Origin of the sequence: Shewanella sp. 10N.286.54.B9, from assembly GCF_041468565.1 — a bacterium.
In the GTDB taxonomy this organism is placed as follows: Bacteria; Pseudomonadota; Gammaproteobacteria; order Enterobacterales; family Shewanellaceae; genus Shewanella.
In genome coordinates, this window is sequence record NZ_JBFRIY010000011.1 from 1 (window position 1) to 23419 (window position 23419).

Here is a 23419-nt window from a genome sequence, read left to right on the forward strand (position 1 = left end):
ATAGGGATATATTCACGGCGGCTTGCAAAAGCTCAAGGCAGGTGAATTACATATGACTGTAATACGTTCTCTTGACTGACCTTTAAACTCTTGGTGATGAGTCATTAATGTCCAAAAACGAGTTAACGACTACATGCTAACTATTCATCTGCAGCGGGCTGTGCAAGCTTCTAAATCATGGATGATTTAGCAGAGCCTATAGGGATATATTCACGGCGGCTTGCAAAAGCTTAATGCAGGTGAATGACATATGACTGCAATACGTTCTCTTGACTGACCTTTAAACTCTTGGTGATAACTCATTTATGTCCAATCACGAGTTTGGATCTAATACTAGCTACTCACTGGCTTTGAGCTGTGCAAGCTTCTAAATCATGGATGATTTAGTAGCGCCTATAGGGATATAGTTACGGCGGCTTGCAAAAGCTCAAGGCAGGTGAAATGCACATGATTGCGATACATTCTCTTGACCTACCTTTGAGCTCTTGGTGATGACTCGCTGTTGTCCAAAAAAGTCAGCAGGTATTGACTCACGATAAACTATCGTTTTTCGCCATAGTCGACTGAAGGCTGCTGATCACGTTGCAGCAATTGATTAATTACCTCTTGTTGTCCGACTAGTAATTTGCCATTCGCCTCATTCACTTGCTTGCTCTCTTTAACTAAAGAAACCAGATTATTCCACAGCATTGCCACTTGTTCTGAGGATGATTCTGGTAAACGTTCAATCAAAGAACGCATGCCACTAGCACTGCCTTGAAAACCTAATAATTCAAGCATTTTTTTACGTTCAGCCGCTTTTATCATCAAGCTATTACATAAATTAGATTGGTGTTCGTTATGATGATGCAAACCTTGATTATCTCGACGCTGCATCAACTCTCGCTGACGCTTCAATAAGCTTTTTAGCTGCTTGTAGCCATCGATATCTTGGCGGATCCCACGAACGATACCCTGAATGGTTTCTCGCTTAGCACTCTTGCTGATTGGCTCAACCATGCTGCAGCACCATTGCGTCTGCAACTTTATCAAGGTTGAGATCAAACTTACCGTCAATCAGACTTTGTCTGACTTCTGCCACTTTATCCATGTCTACATCGGGTAGTTGCTCAAGCCGTGATTTTGCATGAGCAATAAGCTTACAATCATCGCTGACTACCGCTGCAGCCTTTGCAACATCAGAACTTGGCTTTAAAGGCTGGACAGTACCTCTGTTGCTCTTACTGGTGCCCATTTCAGTGCTCATTGCACTATTAATTTTGTTAATTTCCATCTGGCTCGCCTTCATATACGCCCACTATAGGAAGTAAAGCGACTGACAAAGTGCAATTCTGAAGTGAAAACTGGAGTTTTTTTTAACCAAAACGCAGATATCTTGCGCTAAGGTAAAATGCGAGCATAAGCGGCCTTCAAAACAGGGTAGCGACCCGCCCTTTAGCGATAGGATAAGCGGAGATGACTTTGCCAGAACTCAAGTTACGCACTCGAATGGCTTCCCCCTCACCGCCCGCCTCCAATGCCTCACCAGGCATATTGGCGTAGAAGCCATTACTGCGCGCCTCGATAATAACCTTATCACCAATATTGACCCATTGAGGCTTACCCAGTTGTTGGGCTTTGATTACTCGATGGCGACGTAGTTTACGCACCACTTGCTGACCCACTATCTGGTCTATATCGGTAACCAAATCTCGATCTGAAACAGACAGTTTGACCAGCTGCCACTCAATATCGGCGGCCAAAATATGTTCGCCACGCTTAATTGCTCGCTTGGCAACAGGTAAGCGGGCGCTTACTTTAACTCCTGCTCTAACATAGAGGCTCCACCTTGGTTGTTGGCAGCTCACCTTGCGCTGCACATTACCAAGCGGCACCGCACTCCCACCTTCTATCACTAATGTTGTCTGGCAGGATTTAAGCTTATTGGCGCCCGATGCCAGCTTAACTTTAATCTTGCTATCAACCTGCAACAGACCTGCCTGCAGTTGCCATTCCTCAAGCTCATTAGTGAGGCGTTGGCTGAGTTGTTGCTCGATCTGTATCGGCGCTGTTATCGCCTCTTGCGCTATAACATGCTGCGGAAGTAAACAGGAAAAGATGAGGAGGAAACAGGAAATGTAGGTTCCGTTTACTAACAACAAAAACAAGTAAGGCATTGATAATCCTAAGTTAATACTCTTGGCACACTATTTGGATAGATAGGGGATAACTGAATTGCATTAACCATACTAGGAGTCGCAATGGCTATCAACCTCGAAGCCGCATTAGGCATTCATCCGCAAACATTAGATTTCAGGGTCGAGCGTAGCAAAATGCTAGCGGGCAACTTAGCCAATGCCGAAACTCCTGGTTATAAAGCACGTGATCTCGACTTCAAAGCGATGATGAGCCAGCTCAACGCTGGAATGCCTGCCAGTCGAGAATATCAAGAAAGCTATCGTATCCCATACCAAACCTCAGCGGATCAAAACACGGTAGAGCTAGGTAAAGAACAAGCACGGTATTCACAAAATGCCATGGATTATCAAACTAGTCTGACATTTCTCAATATGAAAATTTCAGGTCTACGCTCCGCTATCGAAGGTCAATAGGCAACATTATGTCATTTTCAGAAATTTATCAGATTGCCGGAGCCGGCATGAATGCACAAACCATTAGGCTCAACACCGTTGCCAGTAACTTGGCCAATGCTGGTGCGGCCGCAGAAAGCCCAGAGCAAGCATTTCGCGCACTGAAACCTGTGTTCTCGACCATTTATAAGCAAACACAGGAAGGCCAAGTAGCTGGAGCTCACGTTGAAGTTTCCGCAGTGGTCGAAACCGATGCACCATTGGATTTACGTTATGAACCCGATCATCCCTATGCTGATGAACAAGGTTACGTCGCCTACTCAAACGTTAACACCGTTGAGGAGATGGCTGACATGATGGCTGCTAGCCGCTCATTTGAAACCAGTGTCGAAGTCATGAACCGCGCTCGCTCTATGCAGCAAGGTTTACTGCAGCTAGGAGCTAAATGATGAATGTCACTTCAGCCAGCAATAACAGCAACGTTGCCAACTCTGCCGATGTGATGAACTCTCCCGGCAATGATGCTGCGGCGATCAAGAATGAATTCATGACCTTGATGATTGCGCAGATCAAGAACCAAGACCCAACTAACCCTATCGATGGCACTGAGTACGTGACGCAGCTCGCACAGTTTTCCCAAGTCGAAAGCTTAGAGCAGATGCGCTCTAATCAAGCATCACAAATGGTGCAGATGGAAAATCTCGGCATCGTGCAATCGGCTCACCTTGTCGGTAAAAATGCCATGGTTCCCGCCTCTGAATTCAACCTCGGTAATCAACCGCTCGATGGCAAGGTATTTTTGGCCAACGCCGCAGAAGATCTTAGTGTCGATCTGGTCGATGAGTTTGGTGAAGTGGTGCATACCATTGCTCTGGGCTCGCAAGAAGCAGGCGATATTGCATTTACGATTGACCCTGAAGCACTTGGGTTACCCGCTGGCGATTACAGTATTGTCGCCAATACCACCAACGGTGAAGAAACCGCGACAGCGGATACGTTTCTAAAAGCAGAAATTGAAAAAATACATTTTGTCAGCGCCTCTGGAATGATGATGGCAGAACTTGGCAATGGTCTAGGCACGCTGTCAGTGCTTGAAATCTCTGAAGTCTCATAACTTGTTAGCAAAGGATTAATCGATGTCTTTCAATATTGCGTTAAGTGGCCTACAAGCGACCACACAAGATCTAAATACTATCAGTAATAACATTGCTAACTCTTCAACTGTCGGCTTTCGCAGCGGGCGCAGTGAGTTTTCAGCTATCTATAATGGCGGACAAGCTGGCGGTGTAAACGTGATGTCCACCAGCCAAAACTTCTCTATGGGTGGCAGCTTAACTTATACCGGGCGTCAGCTCGATATGGGGATCCAAGGAGACGGTTTCTTTGTGCTTAGCAGTCAAGATGGCAATACCATGTACGCCCGTGCAGGTATGTTTAATCAAGATGCAAATGGCTTTGTGACTGATCCTGCGGGTAATCGCCTACAGGGATATTCAGTCGGTACTACAGGCAACTTGCAGACCGGTAATGTTACCGACTTACAAGTTGAAGCTGGCGCCCTACCAGCCAAAGCAACCTCTACTATCGGGCTTATCTCAAATTTAGACGCGCGCGTTGATAGCATCGATACTGTCGCTAATCCATTTGATCCTGACAATGCGGCCACTTATCACTCATCGAGCACTGTTGCAGCGTATGACTCACTCGGTAATGAGCATGCGCTTACCCAGTACTATGTCAAAACAGCCGACAATACTTGGTCTGTGCACTACATGATGGATGACGTTGATGTGACTCCTGTTGGCGGACATCAGCTGACTTTTGACTCTGACGGTATGTTAACCGGTGGCGATTCACTGACACTCAACATCGCCGACCCAGCCATTATTGGTGGTGCATCAACATTGAATTTAGCACTGGGTTACGACAAGAGCACTCAGTATGCTTCTGACTACAATAACTCAAGCTTGAGCCAGAACGGTTATACCTCTGGTGAACTCAATGGTATTCGTTTAGATGAAAGCGGTATGCTTTTTGGTACTTACACCAATGGTCAAGAGCAGCTTCAAGGCCAAGTTGTATTAGCAGACTTTAACAACCCTAATGGGCTTATCCCTGTCAGCAATAATGCATGGACGGCGACCAACGCTGCAGGCCAGCCAATCGTTGGCACACCAACTACCGGCACACTGGGCTCAGTCGCATCTGGTTACCTTGAAGGATCAAATGTCGATACCACCGCAGAGATGGTGAGCTTGATGACTGCCCAGCGCAACTATCAGTCAAACGCCAAAGTGCTCGATGCCAATTCAACCATGCAACAAGCCTTGCTCAACGCAATCTAGGGATCATTCATGGACAGAATGCTATATACCGCAGCGACTGGCGCAGCCCGAGTGATGGAAGCACAAGCCATTCGCGCGAACAATTTAGCCAATGCTGACACCACAGGCTTTAAAGCGGATCTTGAACGCGTCAATGCCATGACCGTGGCGGCCACAGGCAACAGCTTGCAAACTCGTGTATTGGCTCAAACCCAAAGCAGTGGTTTCAGTCAGCAAAGCGGTGCACTCAATCCTACTGGCAGAACCTTAGATCTAGCGATCAATGACGCTGGCTTGTTTTCAGTCATGACCGATGATGGCGAAGGCTACACCCGCTCTGGTGCAATAGTGCCCGATGCTAATGGTCAATTAACCTTAGATGGCCGCCCTGTTGCTGGTGTCGATGGCCCTATCGTATTACCAGAATACCGCGAGCTGTTTGTGGGTGATGATGGCAGGCTAAGTATCGTCGCCGATGAAAATGGCATCATCGAAGAGGTCGGTCAGTTGAAGCTGGTCAACCCTGACATGGACATCATGACTAAAGGTCTCGACGGCCTGTTATACACCCAAGATCGCCAACCATTGCCCGCCAACGATGAAGTCACCGTAAGTAGCGGATTTCTTGAAGCAAGCAACGTGCAAGCCGTAGGTGAACTCATCGCTGCCATGGATCTAAGTCGACAATTTGAAATCCAAGTCAAACTAATGAAAAGCGCCGAAAAACTTGCAGAAGCAGGCAACAGGCTACTTAGAGATGCCTAGCGCAAATATAAAGGATTAAACAGATGCAATCAGCACTATGGGTCAGTAAGACAGGTTTGACCGCCCAAGATACCAAAATGACCACCATAGCCAACAACTTGGCTAACGTTAACACCACAGGTTTTAAGCGCGACCGTGTCGCTTTTAACGACCTATTTTACCAGGTACAGCGCCAACCTGGTGGCCAAGTTGATGAACAGAATGAACTGCCTTCAGGCCTGCAACTTGGAACAGGTACTCGAGTTGTCGGTACCCAAAAGGTCTTTACCTCAGGCGACATGTTAACCACCAATCAACAGTTAGATCTTGCGATTGAGGGCCAAGGCTTTTTCCAAATTGAAGAGTCGAATGGCGATATCAGTTTCTCGCGCGATGGGCAGTTTTACCGTAATAGCGAAGGGTTAATGGTGACCTCTCAAGGCTTACCGCTAGTACCAAACATTGAGATCCCTGAAGAAGCACTCACCATCACCATCGCTACCGACGGCATCGTTTCAGCGCAGATGGCAGGCCAAGCGGATTCACAAGAGCTAGGGCAAATAACCCTAGTTAACTTTACTAACCCAGCTGGATTAGAAGCTCGCGGTAACAACTTATACCGCGAAACGGGTGCTTCAGGTGCAGCTATTGAAGGCGTTGCAGGTGACCAAGCACTGGGTCAAATTCGTCAAGGTGCGCTAGAGGGAGCCAACGTCAACGTGGTGGAAGAGATGGTGGAGATGATTTCAACGCAACGCGCTTATGAGATGAATGCCAAAGTGGTTTCAGCATCAGATGACATGCTCAAATTCCTAAACCAAGCCTTGTAGTACTCGCTCAGGCAGATGGCGCTTAGCCCCCTTAATTGACTCGAAAAGGATCACCATGCAACAACTACGGATAGGGTTTGGAATCGCAATGCTTATGCTACTTTCAGGCTGTATGGCGCACTTTCCTGAGCCAGACACTCAGCCGGGAAAACCTGAGTGGGCGCCGCCAGAAATCGACTACAGCTTGCCCGATGCTAAAGATGGCAGCGTTTATCGCCCAGGTTTTATGTTAACCCTGTTTAAAGACAAGCGTGCTTTTCGTGAAGGCGATATCTTAACCGTAGCCTTGGATGAAAAAACCTATTCGAGTAAGCGTGCCGATACCAAAACCAATAAAGCCAGCGGACTGTCGATTGATGGTCAAGGTACCACGGGCAGCAATAGCGTTGCAGGTAGCGGCGAAGCCAACATGGGACGCACCTTTAACGGCACAGGTTCCAGTACTCAGCAAAACCAGCTATCAGGTTCGATTACTGTCACCGTTGCTAAGGTGCTACCCAATGGTGCCCTGCTTATTCGCGGCGAAAAGTGGCTCAGGCTCAACCAGGGCGATGAGTACTTACGCCTACTCGGTTTGATCCGTACCGATGATATTGGCAATGACAATACAATTTCATCCCAACGTATTGCCGATGCTCGAATCATCTACGGCGGCCAAGGTGCGATCTCTGACAGCAACCGCATGGGTTGGGCGTCACGCTACTTTAATAGCCCTTGGTTCCCATTATGAAGCATGATCTTAATCGCCAAAATCAGGGGATATAACATGGGTGGAAGTAACCACTTTTTAAACGACAAATTACTCACAGCGATGCCACATTTTTCACTGCAGAGTTTTACCAACTCATTGTTTCGAAAAAAACGTGCCATTCACGTCGGTGATAGTTTGATTGTCGCGTTAGATGAGAGTGTTAAGTCAAATAAGAAAGCGGCTGCGATTACTAAAGAAAATAGTCCAGAAGATTCGGACTTGACTCGTCAGCAAAACCTACTCACAGGATCAATAACCGTTAGAGTCGAACAAATCCTGCCTAGAGGCATTCTGCTCATACGCGGTGAGAAGTGGCTACAGCCTGCTAAAGGTGACGAATATTTACGCCTGCTAGGAACAGTCACCCAAGATAATATCAGTTACGGCAATACCATCTCATCGCAACGCATTACTGATGCACGAATTATTTATAGCCACTCAAGTGCAACTGCAGAAGACTGCCGTCAGTATTGGACATCACGCTATTTTAGCAGCCATTGGCAACCACTATGAGTCAGGATATGAACAACCAAAATTCAAGGTACGTGAAATGAACAAAATCCTCTTATTCCTCTTTGGTTGCTTATTAGCTATCACGCCACTTTTTAATGTACAAGCAGCGGAACAGAACCGTTACCTGATGGATATTGTCGATGTGCAAGGGATCCGCGAAAACCAACTAGTGGGTTACGGTTTGGTCGTGGGTCTTAATGGCACGGGTGATAGAACCCAAGTTAGATTTACCAGTCAGTCGATCGTCAATATGTTGAAACAGTTTGGAGTGCAAATCGATGACAAAATCGACCCTAAACTTAAGAACGTGGCAGCAGTTGCAGTACACGCAACAGTGCCTGCTCTGGCCAGTCCAGGACAAACGCTCGATATCACCGTCTCCTCATTAGGTGATGCAAAGAGTCTGCGTGGCGGCACACTACTTATGACCCCACTGCGCGCTGTTGATGGTGAGATCTACGCGGTGGCCCAAGGTAACTTAGTGGTCGGCGGCGTTTCAGCCCAAGGTCGCAACGGTACCTCGGTGACGATCAATGTCCCCACCGTCGGTAATATTCCTAATGGCGCACTATTGGAAGCGTCAATGCACAGTAACTTTAACGAGACTGCGCAGATCGTCCTCAATCTTAGAGCTCCAAGCTTTAAAACGGCACGTAATATTGAACGTGCCATCAACGATCTTTTTGGTCCTAGTGTTGCAGAAGCTGATAGCAGCGCCAAAGTCTTGGTGCGTGCGCCAAGCTCTAATCGTGAGCGGGTAACTTTTATGTCAATGCTCGAAGAGTTGCAAATTGAGCAAGGGCGCAAAGCTCCTCGCGTTGTGTTCAATAGTCGCACAGGTACAGTGGTGATGGGTGGCGATGTGGTGGTACGAAAAGCCGCCGTTAGCCACGGTAATTTAACCGTCACCATCGTAGAGCAAGAGTTTGTTAGCCAACCTAATGGCGCATTTTTGGGCCAAGCCCAAGGCGAAACTGTGGTGGTATCAGATAGCCAAGTCGGCATAGATACTGGCAACGGCCATATGTTTGTTTGGCCTGAAGGCATTGCGCTCAATGATATCGTCCGTGCAGTCAATAGTCTTGGTGCCTCGCCAATGGATCTGATGGCCATTCTCCAGGCACTTAATGAAGCCGGTGCCCTTGAAGCTGAACTGGTGGTGATCTAATGAAACTAGACAATAACCATAGTTATCTTAATCAACTTAGCGCCTCCGAATTAATTCAGGCCAATGGTGAACATGGCGCACTGAAGCTCGTCAGCCAACAGTTTGAAGCCCAGTTCCTGCAAACCGTACTGAAGCAGATGCGCTCAGCGTCAGATGTGATGGCAGATAAAGATAGTCCGCTCTCTTCACAGAACAATGGCATGTATCGCGATTGGCACGATGCCGAGCTTGCTGGGCGGCTGAGCCAGATGCAAAGCACCGGCCTTGCGAGCGTAATGAGTAAACAATTGCAAGGTGCACTTAAGTCGCAGCCAGAGATGGTCGCTTCTAATAATCATACAACTGCAAATGCCAATACCACCGCAATGCAACCAGCACTAATTGTGCCGTTCATTCCCAAGGTGAAAGAGTAGTTACTCCAGCGGCAGCAATGCCGCTAATGACAAGATAAAAGGACACAATATGAGCATGCTCAATATTGGTATGTCGGGACTCAACGCCAGTATGGCGGCCCTCAATGCCACTTCCAATAACGTTGCCAATGCCATGGTGCCAGGTTACTCGCGCCAGCAAGTCATGATGAGCTCGGTAGGTAACGGCGTTTACGGCAGTGGCTCTGGGGTGATGGTAGACGGCGTGCGTCGTATATCCGACCAATATGAAGTTGCCCAATTGTGGAACACCACCAGCAACCTAGGCTTTGCTAAAGTGCAATCCAGTTACTTTGGTCAAGTGGAACAAGTATTTGGCTCCGAGGGCAATAGTATCTCCGCGGGATTAGACTTGTTATTTGCTTCGCTTAACTCCGCGATGGAGCAACCAAACGAAATCGCTTACCGTCAAGGCGTACTCAATGAAGCAAGAGCAATCGGTCAAAGATTTAACTCTATCAGTGAGGGCGTCAACTCTCAGATCACTCAGGTCGAAGGTCAGATTAGCGCTTCAGCCAAAGAGATTAACGCCCAACTAGAAAGCATCGCTAAGTTTAATGCCGAAATCCAAGCAGCAAATGCCAATGGTAATGTACCTTTGGCGCTGCTTGATGCACGTGATGCGGCGATTGATGATCTATCACAGATAGTCGATGTCAAAGTCGTTGAAGAGTCTAACGGGCTGGTGAATATTTCGCTGGCACAGGGTCAACCTCTGCTTGCTGGCACAACAGCATCAAAAATCCAAGTATCACCGGATCCCACGAATCCGCAATTTAGTCAGATTAGCATCCAGTTCGGCCAATCTAACTTTCCTCTCGATGAAAAAGCCGGTGGCAGCTTAGGTGCATTAGTTGATTATCGCGACAATAGCCTTGTGGATTCGATGGCTTTTATCGACGAGCTTGCCAAAACCATCGCAGATGAATTTAATGCGGTGCTTGCTGGCGGAACGGATCTGAATGGCAATACCCCCACTCAAGATCTATTCAGTTATGACCCAAATAACCCTGCCGGCAGCATAAAAATCACCAACGGCTTTAATGCTGATATGTTGGCATTTGGGCAAGATGGCACTCCCGGTGACAACAGTAACCTCAAAGAACTGGTGGAATTGGCAAGTGCTAACTTTACCTTTAACTCTCTCGGGGTGGATACCACCATGGCTGATGCTTTCGCCAGTAAAGTGGGCGAGTTAGGCTCAGCGTCTCGTCAAGCGCAAATGGCAGAGGACACCGCCGTCAAACTGCAAATGGAAGCGCAATCACAATGGGCGAGTACCAGTGGGGTAAATATGGATGAAGAGGGAACGAACCTCATTATCTATCAACAATCCTATCAGGCAAACGCTAAGGTCATTTCGACTGCAGATCAGCTTTTCCAGACCATTTTAAACAGTATCTAAGGATCTCTTATGCGCGTAAGTATGCTCAACCTTTACAGCAATAACTTGCAAAGCTTACAAAACTCGACTGCTGACATCTCTAAGCTCAACCAGATGATGGCGACGGGTAAGTCGATACTGCGTCCCTCCGATGATCCAATTGGCTCGGTAAAAGTCATTGGCGGTCAACGCGATTTAGCGGCGACTAACCAATATATTAAGAATACTGAATCGCTGAGCACCAGCTTCAGCCGCGCCGAGACTTATATGTCGAGTATGGTTGAGCTGCAAACTCGTATGCGAGAAATTACTGTTGCCGCAAATAATGGCAGCCTATCCCCTGAAGATAGATCAGCTTACGCGGCTGAGATGAGCGAGCTGTTAGAGGCATTTACTGACACTGTGAATGCTAAAGATGAAGGCGGTAACTACCTTTTCTCTGGTAATCTCACCGACACAGCACCCATTAGCCAAGATGCCAGTGGTAATTACGTTTATCAAGGTGATAACAATCATCGCGAAGTGCAAACTTCTGGCTCCTCTTGGATGACAGCCAATGCCACGGCATCGGAGTTTATGTTCTCCAATGGTAGTGCCGATCTCCTTAACCAAACCAAAGACTTTATCGCTGTATTAAACGATCCAAGTTTAGCACCAGGTGACCCAACCTTTAGCCAAGGTGCAACCGACATGCTAACCAGTTTAGATGATACACTTACCAGTATTAGCTCCGCGATAACGGACATTGGTGGCAAGCAAAATACCATTAGTCTTATTCAAACCTCCCATGAAGAGCGTGTGCTGTTTAATGAAGAGGTCATAGGCGAAACAGAAGGCTTAGATTATGCTCAGGCCACTGCCGAGTTTAATCTAAAGCTCACAGCACTTAAGGTCACCCAGCAAACATTCGTGCAGGTGACGCAACTATCACTGTTTAACCATATGTAACAAGGTGCCACTGACTAATGCTCCATGGGATTACTGACACATTAAATATTCAGCAGCGCAGCCAAACGGTTGCGCCAGCCATGGGTGCTCAACAAGTACTGAGTGAGCAACAAGCACCAAATGCAGCAGCAATTCCAACTCATCGACTTGAAAGTTATAGCAAGTGGGCAAAAGTCACTCAAGGGCAGCATAAAATTAGTGCTACTCAGGTTGCAGAACAAGGCCTACAGCAAGTTAAAGCCCTGCTTAAGCAACTGCACAACCAGGCAAAGCAATCGCTAAGCATACAGCAAAGCGCGCAGCAGCAAGCGCGAACAAAACAGTTGCAAAACCAGCTTGCTCAGCTTGATATCAGCTACCAAAACAAACCCTTAGTTGATCATCAACTCAACCTTATTTCCGCAGCAAGACCAGCAGCTAAACATAGTTTCAGTTTAAAATCTGTCGACTTAAGTGCTGCAAAGCAGCGTGATGAATATATTACCATTCAACTTGGCAGCGAAAGTTCACGCGTGCTGTTACCCGCCAATGAAAATGCCAACAATTTGGTTCAACACCTTGGCAGTGCGCTAAAACCTTTGGATATTCATGCTGCTATAGATAGAAATGGCAAGTTCATCTTCCAAGGCAATAAGTCACAATGGCAGCAGGTACAAGCTGGATTATTGATGACCGGGCAAGGACAACGCTTACCCGCTGGCGAGGCGAGAAGCATTAAAGTTAATGAAGAGCTCAATTGGCAAGATCCTAGAGAGTGGCGTTTTGGTAGCAATGAAGAGCTCAAACAAGCGATGGCCAAAATAGCTAAATCAATGCACAAAGTAGAGTTGCAGTTACAGGAACTGGCTGAAAGTAAGCAAAAGATCCAGCAACAACTGCAACGCATCAATAGCCAAAAACCAACGTCTGCCGATCTAGAGACGACCATGACTCAATTGACGAGCTTAATGCAACCCTCGCCTTTTAACTTACAAGTCACCTCTTTAATGGCGCAAGCTAATATGACTCGCACTCAAGTATCGGCATTATTGTCGTAAAAAACTGCCAGCTAACAAGAACTGGCAGCCAAGGTTAGGCCATTAAGGTTAAGATCGCTGGTAACTCATCAAATCCGCATTTATTTAGCAGAACAACCACATACTTACTGAAATTAGCTTTGTGTTGCCTACTCGTGTGATAAACCTGAAAACACATAATAATGTCATGCTCAGTCAACGCTTGTTTATCTGCAGCGATCGCCGCGAGATAACAACGCAACATAAAGTAATCAACCATCATCACTCTAAATGCTTCGGTCGGACTTAACTTATCCACTAGCGGGAAATTAGTATGGTAGAGGTAATAGAATAAGTACCGATTAAACAGATCTGCATGCTTCTCAAGTGCCGGCTGTGCGTGTTGCTGCCAAGCGTTATCGAGCTGCTTTACACTAAAGTTACCCTCTTCATCCACAATACGACTCACCGCTTGGTTAATCTGCTCAAACCTCAACCTGCCCCGTACTGGTTTATTGGTATTGAGCCATAAGTGGAGTGATGTAAAGGCATGTTTTTTCTGTAAGTCGGTATCTTGATTAAAGCTTTCTACCTGCTGCTTGAGCTCACCACTGTCAGCCAAAGCAACCAGCTGCTGAAACATAGCATCGATGCTACTTGAGTTTTGCTTGAGTTGCTTAACCGCCTCAACCGTTTTCATTAAAATGCCGATAGCAGTCAACGTATGACTAATCTCTAACTGGCTATTGAGCAACAATTGAATCGAGCAGTCGTGCGCTTTTTGTGCCCACAACGGAGTTGCCTCAAACTGATTGTTATGCGTCACCGCCATACGTTCAAAGTGAAACGCATTCGGTTGCAATAGAATTTTCCGCGCAGCTTCTGGACAAGATAAAGATAGGCTCTCATAACGATCGCCATCCTTCATATGAGACATCCGCGGATAGGTCTTACAGGTATGACTGAGTAATGATTCGCCCGCTTTAGCGTGGATCTGACATAGCTGATTATTATCCAAAAAACCGCAAGCCCCCTTCTCACCGAGCACCGCTTTCGCCCAAGAACTGTCACCCTTCTTTACTTTCTTTAGTGCGGTTTTGGCTAAATCCTTTAACTCTGGGTGAGCCATAGTCTTCTTGTAGCTCTGCTTATCAACATAAATATTCCAACCATAACAACAGCTATCCTCACACTCACTGCCAATGCAATTGAAATTAGTAACAAAACTGGGTCTTACCAACGACTTTTCCATGAATAGCCTCTTTGAGCTTCAAGATGCTATAAAAAGGCGACTAGAGTTGGCTTTTTCTAAAGTGCTTAAGCACAATTTTTTACTGTGAATGATAAAAAATCAAAAATAATTAATGTTTTATTTCATAGGCTTAAAAATTATTGTTGAAAAAAATTTATCTGGTTTTTCAGTTTTGCTTTTGGCAGTCGTTTTATCAATTGTGACACACAATAATTCTTCGAAAGCTTAAAGGAACACGCTATGTTATCAGTTCATACTAATTATGCTTCACTCGTTTCTCAAAACTCTGTAACTAAAAACAATGACTTGCTAAGCAATGCAATGGAGCGTCTATCTACTGGTCTGCGTATCAATAGCGCTGCTGATGATGCTGCTGGTCTACAAATTGCGACTCGCCTAAATGCCAACGTAACTGGTATGGAAACCGCTAGCCGTAACGTTAACGATGCCACTTCTATGTTGCAAACCGCTGACGGTGCATTAGATGAGTTATCAACAATCGCTAACCGTCAAAAAGAGCTTGCTACTCAAGCAGCTAACGGCGTGAACTCTGCTGAAGATTTAAAAGCAATTAACGCTGAGTTCCAAGAGCTTACTAAAGAGATCACTCGTATTGTTGATAACACTGAATACTCAGGCAACAAACTGTTTGATACATTGAGTGCAGGTGTTGAATTCCAAATTGGTGCAGGCGCAACTGAACAACTTTCAGTTACTGTAGCCAAAGCTGACCTTGCTGGTGTAACTGACGATATTTCAGCTGCTGGCGCGGCTAAAGGTGCTATCGATAAGATTGATACCTTTATCGACAAAGTGGGCACACAGCGTTCTACATTAGGTGCAAACATCAACCGTCTAGGTCACACAGGTTCAAACCTTGCTAACGTGACTGAAAACACTAAAGCCGCTGCTGGCCGCATCATGGATGCCGATTTCGCTGTTGAATCTGCCAATATGACCAAGAACCAACTATTGGTTCAAGCGGGTACCAACATCCTGTCTTCTGCCAACCAAAACACTGGTTTGGTTATGGGTCTATTGGGCTAAATCTTCCTCCCTCCCAATTTTCTTCAAAGGGCCTTTTGGCCCTTTTTTTATTCGCTAATAACTTCAGAACCTCCCCACTAATGTCGCCTTATTAACACTATGCGATTGACGCTTTAAAGCGATTTTAAAAGCGGAAGTTAAGCTTCCCTAGTGCAACATAAAACGGAAACGCATTCGCTTTCCAACACAGCAAACAAATTTTAAAACCTTTTAAAAACATAAGATTAACCTTTGGCACAAAGATTGCCACACCAGTTATATTGGAGGATCATAATGATTTCAGGAATGAGTGCAGCAACGTTTGCAGAGCAGCTTATATCGGCTGAACGCATGGGCAAAGATCAGCTTTTTAAAACCAGTATGACCAAGCATCAAAGTCAACTTGACGCTTATGAAATATTAGAAAGCAGCCTTAAAAGAATGACCAGTAAACTTGAAGCGATTAATGGTGATGCTTTCGAAAGTAAAACCTCATCAATCAGTGATGAAAGTGCCTCAATTACAGTCGACAGCGATGCACCAGCTGGCACTTATGATCTTTATGTTAAGCAGTTGGCGCAATCTCACCAACTGTCCAAAAGTTTTGCCAGTGAAACCGAAGTGCTGCCCACTACAGGCGTACTCAGCATTCAAGTTGGCCCCAATGCCGCTGACACCATCGATATTGATATGGCAGTGCTCAATGCTGACGGTACTCGCACCGTCGCTGACCTTAGAGATGCAATCAATAACCATGCTGACAACCCAGGAGTACAAGCTTCTTTGGTCAGAACCGGTGGTCAGGTAGAGCTGATGATGACATCCAAAGAGTCAGGAGCCGTCAATAGTGTCGATGTCAAAATGGATGGTGTCGACTGGGGCATGACTGAAAGAAAGGCTGCACAAGATGCTGAAGTCACCCTCAATGGTATCGATATCACCAGCAGTAGTAATTACCTAGGTAATGTTATTGATGGCGTCTCAATTGAGTTAAACCAAGCTCACGCCATTGGTGAAAGCAGCACCATTAAAATTGAATCTGACTCCAGCTCTAGCGAGCAAGCGGTCGAAGACTTTGTAGACTCTTTCAATGAGCTCATGGATCAAATCAACCAGCTGACGCGCTCCATGGGAAGCTCTGTTGTTGATGAAAGCAACAAAGACAAAGACGATGATGCGGACAAAGATAAAGATGACGACGATGAAGATGCTCCCTCTTCAATCACTGAAGATCAGCTTGGGGTATTAAAGGGCGACTCCAGTTTAAGAATGCTGCAAAACAGTATGCGCAATAGCGTATTTGAAGCCGCGCCTAATGGCATGCGTTTGTCTGACGTCGGTATCGAGATGACCCGCGACGGCAAGCTTAGTATTGATGAAGACAAGCTTAGCCAAGCACTAAAAGATGATGCCGATGCGATTAAAGAGATGTTCACCGCTAGCGGCAGTTATGTCGATCGTATTGACACCATTATCGACCCATTCACTAAGTCTAGTGGTTACTTAGATCTAAAACAAAGCAACTTAGACAAACAGATCGATAGGGTCGAAGACAGCATGTCTAGACATGACTATCAAATGCAACAGCGCTATCAAATCTATCTATCTCAATTTACCGCAATGGAAAACACCATTAACCAACTTAATTCAGCCAGTGCGCTGTTTTATTAAGGAAGCCTAACAAATGCTGAATGAGCACGATCCGTTTAATGCTTACAAACAGACCTCACTCGATGCTAGAGCAGCTGCCGCAAATCCACATGAAATGGTGCGAATGCTGCTGGACGGACTCTTAGAAGAGATCGAAAGAGCCAGCGGTTTTATGCAGCGCCGCAGCTATGAGGACAAAGGGCAAAGTATCAATAAATGCCTCAATATCGTTCACGGACTCGACTCAATGTTAGATCTTGAAAGCGGTGGCGAAGTCGCCGCTGGGCTCAACCGCCTGTATGACTACTGTAGCCGCCAACTCGTGGCAGCTAGCGTAGAAAATAGTATCGAGGCGTTAGCGCCAATAACAAAGGTAATAACCAATGTCAGAGAAGGTTGGACCAACCTCAATTAAGCAATGGCTTTACTTTGAGAAGGCACTCCAATTTCACGCTAATGCCGAAGACTGGCAAGCACTTGAAAAGGTCAATGCCAAGATGATTTCAGCGTTAACAGCCGCGGGAAAGCCGAGTAATAGGCAGCAGCTCCTGGCGCGTAAATCACTGGCAGCAGTCCATCAAGCAGTGGTTAAGCAGTTAGCACAAGCTAAAGCGAAACTGGCGATTGAGATGAGTCAATTTCAGCAACAACAAGATGGGCTAGCCGCTTATCAACTGACTCAATTGAGCGGAGAAGATTATGATTAGCCCCTATACAGCATTAAATAGCCCGTTAACCCAGGGTAGCGTTGCAGCTTCGCCTTTAGCCACAACCAACAAGATGCATAGTGCGGCGAACGATAACCCAGAGGGAATCGAGTCTAATGACATCCTCTCTTTTGCTATGGTTGCGGCGCAGAGCATCAATACTGCTAACCAATCAACAGCGATAGCAAGTACCAACGCCGCAATCAATAGCAGCGAAACAACGATAGTTCGAACTTTTAACCCGGACAATAGCGTTGCAACAAACTCGGCACTGCAACAGCAAAGCCCAGACATCAAAGGCGCTCTAAACCCTGTAGCAATGGGGCCGATTTCAAAGCCGAATGATGCTCAGACAGCAGCGACTAGCGCCAATGCCAGCCAAACCACATCTTCGTTGCCACAACTATCGCAGCAGAGTTATTCGCCACAGCCAATGCAAAATGGCGACTTAAAGTCGACCCCATCAATGATACAGAATGCATTTCAAGCCACCGCGACCTCTCAGCCTGCCATCGCTGCTTTGGCTCGTGATGCACTGGCCAGTGAAGCGCTAGAGTCTAGCCAGCAAATCGTTGGCGGCGCCTCTAGAAATCAAGCTACCGTAGCTCAATGGGGGCCAGTTTCTGTCTCTCAAGCCGCTCCAATGATGCAGCAAGCCCAAGAGATGCTCGCTCCATTGCGTGAACAATTACGCTTTCAAATTGACCAACAGATTAAACAAGCTGAATTGAGATTAGATCCACCAGAGCTTGGCAAAGTAGAGCTCAATATACGCTTAGATGGCGACAGGCTGCATATTCAAATGCATGCCGCGAATCCCGCTGTTCGTGATGCACTGTTAATGGGATTAGACAGGTTACGCAACGAATTAGCCATGGATCATGGCGGCCAAATTGATGTCGATATCAATCAACAAGGTGAGCAAAAGAAACACAACCAACAACCACATACCGCAACGATTGCAGCGGCAGCCCTCTCAAGCACCGATAGCTCAGTTGATAGCCTTTCACAGCAAGATGAAGTCGATCTATTGGCATAACTTAGGAAACACTCATGGCATTTAGTAATACAAGTACGAAAAAAATAACAATTCTTCTATTTATCGTTATCTGGAGTGGCGCTGTGTTTTGGGCTGGCTGGCAATCGCCAACAATCATAGGTGGACCATTTTCAGCCGTCGAAGATGAAGTTATCTCTGCCAAATTTTACCCATTAGACAAATTTGTCATCTCAGTACCTGGCGATGATTACCCTCATTATTTATTACTTGAGATGGCTTTCAAAAGTCGCTCTAAAAATGTCGAAACTACGATCAAGCAGGCAGATCCGGTGATCCGTAATTCGCTGATGAAAATGTTCTCCAAAAAACATTTCAACGAACTCAACGACGCTCAACAGTTTGAAACATTACAAAAAGAGGCGCACCTGTTACTAACTAATGTGTTGGCAGAAAATGAATTCAGTATAGAACTCGATGACGTGCTGTTCACTCGGATGGTCATTCAATAGGAGAGCTATACTATGAACGCTGCACAAGTCGCTTATCAAACAACAGCAGAAGAACCCACGGTTAATCGCCTGTCCGAAAGCCAAGTGATGATGCAGTACCTTCCGCTAGTAAAACGCTCTGTTTCTCAACTTCGTAGCCATTGTGGATCAGTTTTGGCCAGCGAAGATATGGAGCAAATAGGCATGATGGCGTTATTAGAGTCCGCAAGGCGCTATCCAGGTGAATATGACAACGGCTTCATCTCATATGCTGGCCAGCGAATTAGAGGCGCCATACTCGACGAACTTCGCCGCCAAGATTGGCGCCCTCGACCAGTGAGACAGCAGGCCCACGAACTTAACGATACGGTTCGCAAGCTCACCAAAATGCTTGAAAGAGCACCGAGCGACAATGAAGTCGCCCAAGCTATGGGGCTCAATCAAGAAGACTACCGTAAACGTCTGCATGCCTCTCAATCAGAATCAATGCGAAGCCTAGATGAATTAATTAGTGATGGCGGCCATTTCGAAGATAAACGAGATGTATTTGAACAAATATCCGCCAAAGAAACTTTATTCCAAGCAATTTCGAAATTAAACAAAAGAGAACAGGTAATTCTGTCGCTTTACTATCAACATGAACTCAATTTAAAAGAAATAGCCGCCACGTTGGGATTAACAGAAACTCGGATCTGTCAATTGCATAAGCAAGCAGTAAAGCAGCTTCAGAAAATATACCAACAATGGGATCGGTAAGCAGGTGAGGTAGTATGAGCAAACTTTTAGGGCTAATGATCATTCTTTTTTCAGTTTTTGGTGGATATGTCTGGGCAGGAGGAACCTTAGCCTCCCTATGGCAACCAGCAGAGATACTGATCATATTTGGTGCAGGTATGGGTGCACTCATTATCGCTAACCCTAAACCCGTCCTAGTGGAGATGCTTGACCAAATAAAAGAGTTGGTCAGAGTCGAAAAAGAGGACCCTGAGCTCTATCCCCAACTGTTTGGCTTGATGGGTATGTTAATGGCTCAAATCCAATCTCAAGGACTTAAAGTGCTTGATGACCATGTGGAAAAGCCGAGAGAAAGCTCGCTATTTCTCATGTACCCCACAGTGTTAGAACACCCAACGGTACTGCAATTTCTTATCGATAATTTACGTCTACAGTCTATCGGTAAACTCTCCGCCCATGATCTTGAACATATATTGGATGAAGAGATCCATCGCATGGAAGAGGATTGGATGCGCCCGTCACTGGCACTGAATAAAGTGGCAGAAGCCATGCCAGGCTTCGGTATTTTGGCTGCCGTAATGGGGATCATCATCACCATGTCGAATATTGACGGTCCAATAACCATGATCGGTGTCAAAGTAGCAGCGGCACTTGTCGGCACATTCATCGGGATTTTTGCCTGTTATTGCCTGTTCGACCCGTTGTCTAAGGCGCTAGAACATTTAGTTGAACGTAAGTCAGCACAGCTCAGGTGTGTTGCAGCGATGCTAACCTCTTTCGCTAAAGGCAAGCCCCCAATGCTGGCAATTGACGCTGGCCGTAAGCAGATACAAAGCGAAAACCGACCTACGTTTATCGAACTAGAACGCTGGATGGTGGAGCAGCAAAGCTAATGGCTACTCGTCCTGAACCTATCGTAATTCGGCGTAAGAAGAGAACCAAAGCAAAGCCTGGTCACGGCGGTGCTTGGAAAGTGGCTTTTGCCGATTTTACCCTGGCAATGATGGCACTATTCATGGTGTTATGGATTATGCAAATAGCAGATCAACAAGAAAGAACCATGATTGTTCAGTACTTAAAGGGTGATCTGTATTCAACAGGATCTATTAACCCGTTTGATCTGAGCCGCTCGCCTTCACTGATTGATTTTCAGGGCAATATAGCCCTCCAACAAGCTGTTCTACCTGCAACCGCGACCGGTGTCGATCGCAGTGGTCCAGCAATGCACAATCATATCCCCTTAGGAAAAGATAACGTAAAAGCAGGCATTGGCCCCGAGCTCAACTCATTAGTCCCTGGAAAGTTTGAAACACAGGCCCAATTAGAGTTTTTAGCGAGAGAGATAGAGCAAGTCATTACCGATGTCAGCATGAATGCCAACGTTGAACTACAAGTGGTTCCCCAAGGCGTTCGTATATTGATGCATGACAATGTCAATCAGTTCATGTTTACCCGCGGTAGTTCAAATATGAAACCTTACTTTGAGGATCTGCTGATGGCTTTAGGGCCGATACTCGGCAAGGTCGAGAACAAAATGAGTATTTCGGGGCATACCGACTCAAGCCCTTACGCAGGTAAAACATTCACTAACTGGGAGCTTTCAAGCAAGCGAGCCTTGCTCGCTCGCCGAGTACTAGAATATTCAGGGGTAAAACGTGATCAAGTCATTCAGGTAACCGGTATGGCAGACCAAGCTCCCTATATCGCCGAAGATCCTGCCGCTGCAGCTAATCGAAGAATCGAAATGCTAGTGATGACCTCCGATGCAGAAACACAATTACGGCAGATGATGGGAATATCCAGTGAACAACCTAAATCAGACGCTGAAATAGACCACGCTAAGCAAGTTGCCGAGGCAAACAAACCCAGAATGAGATATCGCTAATCGTGAATAATCCTCTAACACAACACGGTGAATTTATACCGGCAACTCAAGAGCAAGCTAAAGCTAAGCCGAGTATTGATAGTCGTCAGCATTCAAGGCACTCATTACGAGAAGACAATGACAGCAATATTGTGCTTGCTTGCGATGGGGTAACCATTTCGTTGTTTAAACCCACATGGCGAGGCGCTAAAGCTATTGGTATAGCAAATATTAAAGATGTCGGCTTAGGTGGCGTAGGGATGATAAGTCGCTGCAAGCTAACACCGAATCAACAGCTATCAATCACCGTCGATGATGAGTTGATACCCATCATAGTAATGCGAGTGCAGATTATTAATGAAAAGCTAAATTTCATTGGCGCTAAGTGGGGTATAGAAGATCAGCAAAAGACCCTTAGCATTATTAAGAAAATAACGTCTTTAAGCGATAAATCAGTGTAATACAGAATGAGTATCGTCGACAGTAGGGAGATAGTAATGGCTTCATCATATGAGCGAAAAGGCCCGGATGGTCTACAAAAGCTCTTTCTGTATTTGATACTACTTGATTGGTTTATCCTATTGTATTTAACCACTGAACTTAAAGATATGCCCTTTAAGCAAGGCGTGGCCGCTTCTATCATGGTGACGTTGTTTAATTTTCTTTTAGTCAATTTGTGTTTTAAGCGAGCACGCAGATCGAGCGACAGCTACCTGATTTATCCGGTTATTGGCGGGGCTCTGCTGTCATTTCTACTGCTGGCCTACTTCTTTTTTTTCAACTAATGGCACTCAGCAAGTAGCTGCAGCCCCTAGGTCCTTGCACATCGAGTAAAGCGTTGAAGTAACTACAGCTACTGAGGTTGACTTCCCCTTGTGAACCTCAATAACATCGCTCAATCAAAAAAGCTTGTGGTTCTCATCATATCCCACAAATATCTCCCCAACAGATGATGAATAACTCGCAGTTTCAAAGCATTGCTGCCAGAGTTAAGATTTCAAGCTGAGCCGCCAGCAGGCTGGCAGCCCTAATTCGTATTATTAAAAGAGGTCATTATTATGCCACATGAGCCGTTAACTGAGCAGCAGCGCGAGTTTATGTTAAGCAAGGTGTCTGAGCCGGTGATTGCCATTGCTAAACAGGTGAACTTTGCTGAACGCTATTATGCCCTGCTTGAGCAGTTTCCAAAGCTGCCCGGGGATTTTAACCCTAACGTGGCGTTAGACACCAAAATCGATTTAGTGACCTCTTTTGCCTACCCTATTCGCTATTACAAGAGCGAGGGCGGCTACTTTATGCTCAATAAAAAAAAGTTCGCCTATTCGCATATGCGGCTGATGATCGAGATCCGTCAAGCAGTGAGCTTTCACTTTGATTTATGGCGCGATGACACTCGCATTGGTGGCGGCAGCTATCAGCAGCTGGCGGTGGCCGAGCGCTTATCGCGAGGGGAGGATATTTGTTGGGATGATTGGCGCGTGCAACAAAAACCTTGGTGTTACAGCGAAGCGCACCTACAAACTGTGTTGACTGAACTGTTCTCACTGTTTGACGACCTGTGTCAAGCCATGCCCGAGCCGCCGAATCTTCAAATAAAACCACTAACATACCATTAGCGTTAACGCCTCAAGCACAAATTGCAGACGTAAAAAAGCCCGTTGCATTAGCAACGGGCTTTCTACTCTCTTACGAGAAATTAGGCGCCTGGAAATGGCCAGCTTCGAGCGAGCTCTCCGCGCTACATAAGTGCATGAAGCTACGCTTCATAAACGCACTCACTTCGCCCTACTATCACATGTAATGATGCATGCTTCGCATGCGCTTTCAATTTCCCCATGTTCGAGTCAGTAATTCAAAAGCTGATAAACGAAAAAATCCCTAGCGCAGAGCACTAGGGATTTATCGTTATTAGGCGCCTGGAAATGACCTACTCTCACATGGGGAAACCCCACACTACCATCGGCGATACTGTGTTTCACTTCTGAGTTCGGAATGGGATCAGGTGGGACCACAGCTCTATGGTTTCCAGACAAATTTGG

General features: G+C 46.1%; 29 protein-coding genes and 1 rRNA gene. 25 read left to right on the plus strand and 5 right to left on the minus strand.

Features of this window, described 5'->3' with window-relative positions:
* Positions 1–540: 540 nt before the first annotated feature.
* The 3 genes from AB4135_RS03380 to flgA all read right to left on the minus strand — a co-directional run bounded on the left by AB4135_RS03380 (position 541) and on the right by flgA (position 2156).
* Positions 541–999, minus strand: coding sequence for a flagellar protein FlgN (locus AB4135_RS03380; RefSeq protein WP_371990322.1), 459 nt, complete (start codon positions 997–999; stop codon positions 541–543).
* On the minus strand, positions 992–1273 hold the full coding sequence (flgM, locus tag AB4135_RS03385; protein ID WP_371990324.1) for a flagellar biosynthesis anti-sigma factor FlgM: 282 nt from the start codon (positions 1271–1273) through the stop codon (positions 992–994). The genes AB4135_RS03380 and flgM overlap by 8 nt, the downstream gene beginning before the upstream one ends.
* A 136-nt stretch (positions 1274–1409) precedes the next feature.
* Complete coding sequence (gene flgA / locus AB4135_RS03390; RefSeq protein WP_371990326.1) at positions 1410–2156, minus strand: flagellar basal body P-ring formation chaperone FlgA; 747 nt, start codon at positions 2154–2156, stop codon at positions 1410–1412.
* A gap of 84 nt (positions 2157–2240) precedes the next feature.
* On the opposite strand from flgA, the gene AB4135_RS03395 reads away from it, so the two are divergent.
* The 13 genes from AB4135_RS03395 to AB4135_RS03455 are packed head-to-tail and all read left to right on the plus strand — an operon-like array spanning position 2241 to position 12700.
* Positions 2241–2591 (plus strand): flagellar basal body rod protein FlgB, encoded by a 351-nt coding sequence (locus AB4135_RS03395; RefSeq protein WP_220739860.1) that lies wholly within the window; start codon positions 2241–2243, stop codon positions 2589–2591.
* Between the two features lie 8 nt (positions 2592–2599).
* Complete coding sequence (flgC, locus tag AB4135_RS03400; RefSeq protein ID WP_371990328.1) at positions 2600–3019, plus strand: flagellar basal body rod protein FlgC; 420 nt, start codon at positions 2600–2602, stop codon at positions 3017–3019.
* Positions 3019–3684 (plus strand): flagellar hook capping FlgD N-terminal domain-containing protein, encoded by a 666-nt coding sequence (locus tag AB4135_RS03405; RefSeq protein WP_371990364.1) that lies wholly within the window; start codon positions 3019–3021, stop codon positions 3682–3684. The genes flgC and AB4135_RS03405 overlap by 1 nt, the downstream gene beginning before the upstream one ends.
* 22 nt (positions 3685–3706) lie before the next feature.
* Positions 3707–4915, plus strand: a complete 1209-nt coding sequence (gene flgE, locus AB4135_RS03410; protein WP_371990330.1) for a flagellar hook protein FlgE — start codon at positions 3707–3709, stop codon at positions 4913–4915.
* A 9-nt stretch (positions 4916–4924) separates the two neighbouring features.
* Positions 4925–5659 (plus strand): flagellar basal body rod protein FlgF, encoded by a 735-nt coding sequence (locus tag AB4135_RS03415; RefSeq protein ID WP_220739868.1) that lies wholly within the window; start codon positions 4925–4927, stop codon positions 5657–5659.
* A gap of 23 nt (positions 5660–5682) precedes the next feature.
* Positions 5683–6468, plus strand: coding sequence for a flagellar basal-body rod protein FlgG (gene flgG, locus AB4135_RS03420; RefSeq protein ID WP_371990332.1), 786 nt, complete (start codon positions 5683–5685; stop codon positions 6466–6468).
* Positions 6469–6523: 55 nt separating this feature from the next.
* Positions 6524–7198, plus strand: coding sequence for a flagellar basal body L-ring protein FlgH (flgH, locus tag AB4135_RS03425; RefSeq protein WP_371990334.1), 675 nt, complete (start codon positions 6524–6526; stop codon positions 7196–7198).
* 36 nt (positions 7199–7234) lie between these two features.
* A complete protein-coding gene (locus AB4135_RS03430; protein ID WP_371990335.1) occupies positions 7235–7732 on the plus strand; it encodes a flagellar basal body L-ring protein FlgH in 498 nt (165 codons plus the stop codon).
* A 37-nt stretch (positions 7733–7769) separates the two neighbouring features.
* Positions 7770–8900 carry a flagellar basal body P-ring protein FlgI gene (locus tag AB4135_RS03435; RefSeq protein ID WP_371990337.1) on the plus strand — a complete coding sequence of 377 codons (1131 nt, stop codon included), beginning with the start codon at positions 7770–7772 and terminating at the stop codon, positions 8898–8900.
* Positions 8900–9313 (plus strand): rod-binding protein, encoded by a 414-nt coding sequence (locus AB4135_RS03440; protein ID WP_371990339.1) that lies wholly within the window; start codon positions 8900–8902, stop codon positions 9311–9313. Before AB4135_RS03435 ends, AB4135_RS03440 begins: the two co-directional genes overlap by 1 nt.
* 49 nt (positions 9314–9362) lie before the next feature.
* Positions 9363–10736, plus strand: coding sequence for a flagellar hook-associated protein FlgK (gene flgK, locus AB4135_RS03445; protein ID WP_371990341.1), 1374 nt, complete (start codon positions 9363–9365; stop codon positions 10734–10736).
* Positions 10737–10745: 9 nt separating this feature from the next.
* Positions 10746–11663 (plus strand): flagellar hook-associated protein FlgL, encoded by a 918-nt coding sequence (gene flgL, locus AB4135_RS03450; protein WP_371990342.1) that lies wholly within the window; start codon positions 10746–10748, stop codon positions 11661–11663.
* 17 nt (positions 11664–11680) lie between these two features.
* Complete coding sequence (locus AB4135_RS03455) at positions 11681–12700, plus strand: hypothetical protein (RefSeq protein ID WP_371990344.1); 1020 nt, start codon at positions 11681–11683, stop codon at positions 12698–12700.
* Between the two features lie 34 nt (positions 12701–12734).
* Here AB4135_RS03455 and fliB read toward each other — a convergent pair whose 3' ends face one another.
* The gene (gene fliB, locus AB4135_RS03460) at positions 12735–13910 is read right to left on the minus strand and encodes a flagellin lysine-N-methylase (RefSeq protein ID WP_371990346.1); all 1176 of its coding nucleotides are present in this window, start codon (positions 13908–13910) and stop codon (positions 12735–12737) included.
* A 240-nt stretch (positions 13911–14150) separates the two neighbouring features.
* Here fliB and AB4135_RS03465 point away from each other — a divergent pair, with 240 nt between their 5' ends.
* From AB4135_RS03465 to AB4135_RS03520, 12 genes are all read left to right on the plus strand, one after another.
* Positions 14151–14957 (plus strand): flagellin, encoded by an 807-nt coding sequence (locus AB4135_RS03465; protein WP_220739885.1) that lies wholly within the window; start codon positions 14151–14153, stop codon positions 14955–14957.
* 273 nt (positions 14958–15230) lie between these two features.
* Positions 15231–16607, plus strand: a complete 1377-nt coding sequence (fliD, locus tag AB4135_RS03470) for a flagellar filament capping protein FliD (RefSeq protein WP_371990348.1) — start codon at positions 15231–15233, stop codon at positions 16605–16607.
* A 13-nt stretch (positions 16608–16620) separates the two neighbouring features.
* Positions 16621–17001 carry a flagellar export chaperone FliS gene (gene fliS, locus AB4135_RS03475; protein WP_371990350.1) on the plus strand — a complete coding sequence of 127 codons (381 nt, stop codon included), beginning with the start codon at positions 16621–16623 and terminating at the stop codon, positions 16999–17001.
* A complete protein-coding gene (locus AB4135_RS03480; protein ID WP_371990351.1) occupies positions 16970–17293 on the plus strand; it encodes a hypothetical protein in 324 nt (107 codons plus the stop codon). Before fliS ends, AB4135_RS03480 begins: the two co-directional genes overlap by 32 nt.
* Positions 17286–18332 (plus strand): flagellar hook-length control protein FliK, encoded by a 1047-nt coding sequence (locus AB4135_RS03485; RefSeq protein ID WP_371990353.1) that lies wholly within the window; start codon positions 17286–17288, stop codon positions 18330–18332. The genes AB4135_RS03480 and AB4135_RS03485 overlap by 8 nt, the downstream gene beginning before the upstream one ends.
* 14 nt (positions 18333–18346) lie before the next feature.
* The gene (gene fliL, locus AB4135_RS03490) at positions 18347–18802 is read left to right on the plus strand and encodes a flagellar basal body-associated protein FliL (RefSeq protein ID WP_371990355.1); all 456 of its coding nucleotides are present in this window, start codon (positions 18347–18349) and stop codon (positions 18800–18802) included.
* Positions 18803–18814: 12 nt separating this feature from the next.
* Complete coding sequence (locus AB4135_RS03495) at positions 18815–19537, plus strand: RNA polymerase sigma factor FliA (protein WP_371990357.1); 723 nt, start codon at positions 18815–18817, stop codon at positions 19535–19537.
* Between the two features lie 14 nt (positions 19538–19551).
* Positions 19552–20409 (plus strand): flagellar motor stator protein MotA, encoded by an 858-nt coding sequence (gene motA, locus AB4135_RS03500; protein ID WP_371990358.1) that lies wholly within the window; start codon positions 19552–19554, stop codon positions 20407–20409.
* Entirely contained in the window at positions 20409–21401 is a 993-nt protein-coding gene (locus AB4135_RS03505; RefSeq protein WP_371990360.1) for a flagellar motor protein MotB, read from the plus strand. The genes motA and AB4135_RS03505 overlap by 1 nt, the downstream gene beginning before the upstream one ends.
* Before the next feature lie 2 nt (positions 21402–21403).
* The gene (locus tag AB4135_RS03510) at positions 21404–21841 is read left to right on the plus strand and encodes a hypothetical protein (protein WP_371990361.1); all 438 of its coding nucleotides are present in this window, start codon (positions 21404–21406) and stop codon (positions 21839–21841) included.
* A gap of 36 nt (positions 21842–21877) precedes the next feature.
* Positions 21878–22165, plus strand: a complete 288-nt coding sequence (locus AB4135_RS03515; RefSeq protein ID WP_248976408.1) for a hypothetical protein — start codon at positions 21878–21880, stop codon at positions 22163–22165.
* A 273-nt stretch (positions 22166–22438) separates the two neighbouring features.
* On the plus strand, positions 22439–22996 hold the full coding sequence (locus AB4135_RS03520) for a hypothetical protein (RefSeq protein WP_371990362.1): 558 nt from the start codon (positions 22439–22441) through the stop codon (positions 22994–22996).
* A 298-nt stretch (positions 22997–23294) separates the two neighbouring features.
* Here the strand turns inward: AB4135_RS03520 and rrf are convergent.
* Positions 23295–23410 (minus strand): 5S ribosomal RNA (rrf, locus tag AB4135_RS03525).
* Positions 23411–23419 lie beyond the last annotated feature (9 nt).